The sequence below is a fragment of the Pseudokineococcus marinus genome, from assembly GCF_013004605.1.
Lineage (GTDB): Bacteria > Actinomycetota > Actinomycetes > Actinomycetales > Quadrisphaeraceae > Pseudokineococcus > Pseudokineococcus marinus.
Window position 1 is genome coordinate 1 of sequence record NZ_JABEMA010000388.1, and the last position, 2,393, is coordinate 2,393.

Consider the following 2,393-nt stretch of genomic DNA (forward strand, 5'->3'; position numbering starts at 1 on the left):
CCCCCGGCCCCCCGGCCGTGCACCGCCGCCTGACCGCCCGCCGCCCGGTGCCTCGTCAGGACACGAGGACGAGCGCCAGCACGAGCTGCGCCGTCGCCGCGGCGACCCGGACGTCGTCCCAGCGCACGAGGCGCCGGTGGGCGGCCGGGTCCCACGCCCGCCCCAGCCGGCGGTGCTCCGGGACGGCGCCGAGGGCGGTCACCCCGAGCACGACGGCCGTGCACGCGGCCGCGCCCAGCGCCGTCAGCGCGTCGGGCGAGCCCGCCGTCGCGACGACGAGCCAGGCGGACGACGCGACGAGCGCGAGGAACAGCGGCCCGACGAGCCGGGACACCCGCCGGCCGTGCGAGGCCTCCAGCGCCGGGAAGGCCTCGGCGCCCCCGGCCGCCCCCGCGGCCGTGGCGAGCTGGGGGTAGACGACGACGCGCACCGTCCACTGGAAGCCGGTGTACGCCGCGGCGGCGGCGAGGTGCACCGCCGTCGCGGCGACGGTCCCGTCCACGCGTCGCCCGCCCCGCCCTGGGCCGCGGCCGGTCAGCCGCGCGCCGCGGCGAAGCCCGGGCGCACGACCTCGTCGACGAGGACCTCCCGCACGGGGTGCGGCAGGAAGGCCGCCCGCGCCGCGGCGACGGTGGCCGCCTCCAGGTCGTCGAGGGTCCACCCCGCCTCGCGCACGAGGAGCTCCATCTCCCGCGACACCGACGTCGCCGACTGCAGCCGGTTGTCGGTGTTGACGGTGACGACGACGCCGAGGTCGCGCAGGGCGGTGATGCCGTGCTCCGCGATCGACGCCCCCACCCCCGTCTGGAGGTTCGAGCTCGGGCAGAGCTCGAGGGGGATGCGGCGGTCGCGGACCCACGCGGCCAGGGGGCCGAGGTGCGCGTCCGGCGTCCCGGCGCGCTCGACGTCCTCGAGCAGGCGCACGCCGTGGCCGATCCTCTGCGCCGAGCAGGCGTGGACCGCGCCGTGGATCGAGGCCAGGCCCGCGGCCTCCCCGGCGTGGACCGTGACGGGGACGCCGGCGTCGTGCAGCAGCTGGAAGGCCTCGCGGTGGCGCTCCGGCGGGAAGCCGTCCTCGGCGCCGGCGATGTCGAAGCCGACGACCGAACCACCGGCGGCGGACCCGAGGTGGCGCAGCGTGAGCTCGGCGATCTCGACGCCCCGGTCGGCGTGGCGCATGGCCGTCAGCAGCGTGCCGGTGCGGATGGGCGTGCCGCGCTCGGCCGCCTCGCGCTCGCCCTCGGCGAAGCCCTCCTGCACCGCGACGACGACCTCGTCCAGGGTCAGCCCGCCGGCGAGGTGCTGCTCGGGCGCGTAGCGCTGCTCGGCGTAGACGACGCCGTCGGCGGCGAGGTCGAGCGCGCTCTCGCGGGCGACGCGGCGCAGCGCGTCCGCCGTCTGCATGACCGCCGTCGTGTGGTCGAAGGTCTCGAGGTAGCGCACCAGGGTCCCCGAGCTCGCCGCCTCCTCGAACCAGCGGCCGAGGGCGTCGGCCGTGCTCGCGGGCAGCTCGTGGCCCACCTCGTCCGCGAGGTCGAGGAGGGTCTGCGGGCGCAGGCCGCCGTCGAGGTGGTCGTGCAGCAGCACCTTCGGCAGCGACGGGATCGCCCGCAGCACCGCCTGGTCGACGCCGCTCACGCCTCGGTCCCCTCGAGCACCGCGGCGGAGGAGGAGAGCCCCAGCCGCGTGGCGCCTGCGGCGACCATGGCCGCCGCCTGCTCCGCCGTGCGGATGCCGCCGCTCGCCTTGACGCCGAGGCGCCCGCCGACCGTCTCGGCCATGAGCCGGACGGCGTGCTCGGTGGCCCCGCCGCTGGGGTGGAAGCCGGTGGACGTCTTGACGAAGTCGGCGCCAGCCGCCTCGGCCGCGCGGCAGGCGGCCACGACGGCGTCGTCCTCGAGCGCCGCCGACTCGATGATGACCTTGAGGACCCCCGGCGCGGGCACCGCGGCGCGGACGGCCGCGACGTCGTCGCGGACGGCGTCCCACAGCCCGGCCCGGGCGGCGCCGACGTCGATGACCATGTCGACCTCGTCGGCGCCGTCGGCGACGGCGCGCGCCGCCTCGGCCGCCTTGACCTCGCTGGCGTGCTTGCCCGAGGGGAAGCCGCAGACCGTGGCGACGACGAGGTCGCCGGTGTCCTCCAGCGGGAGCGTCGACGGCGACACGCACACCGCGAGGACGCCGAGCGAGCGAGCCTCGGCGACGAGCGCGGCGACGTCCGCCGGCGTCGCCTCGGGCTTGAGGAGGGTGTGGTCGACCATCGCGGCGACCTGCGCGCGCGTCGGGCGGCTCGTGTCGGCTGTCATGCCCCGCATCCTGGCAGCCGCCCCCGACGGCCGCCGCCCCGTGCGCCGGCCCTCCGGCTGCCCGTGCGCGCCGGCCCCCCGCCC

The 2,393-nt window shown here is 78.4% G+C and carries 3 protein-coding genes; all 3 read right to left on the reverse strand.

Going from position 1 to position 2,393, the window contains the following annotated elements; genetic code table 11:
• Positions 1–55: 55 nt before the first annotated feature.
• From HLB09_RS15770 to deoC, 3 genes are read right to left on the reverse strand one after another with little or no spacing between them, the layout of a single operon-like run.
• Complete coding sequence (locus tag HLB09_RS15770; RefSeq protein WP_171204267.1) at positions 56–502, reverse strand: DUF1772 domain-containing protein; 447 nt, start codon at positions 500–502, stop codon at positions 56–58.
• A gap of 32 nt (positions 503–534) precedes the next feature.
• On the reverse strand, positions 535–1,638 hold the full coding sequence (locus tag HLB09_RS15775) for an adenosine deaminase (RefSeq protein WP_322790224.1): 1,104 nt from the start codon (positions 1,636–1,638) through the stop codon (positions 535–537).
• Complete coding sequence (deoC, locus tag HLB09_RS15780) at positions 1,635–2,309, reverse strand: deoxyribose-phosphate aldolase (protein WP_171204268.1); 675 nt, start codon at positions 2,307–2,309, stop codon at positions 1,635–1,637. The genes HLB09_RS15775 and deoC overlap by 4 nt, the downstream gene beginning before the upstream one ends.
• Positions 2,310–2,393: the final 84 nt, after the last annotated feature.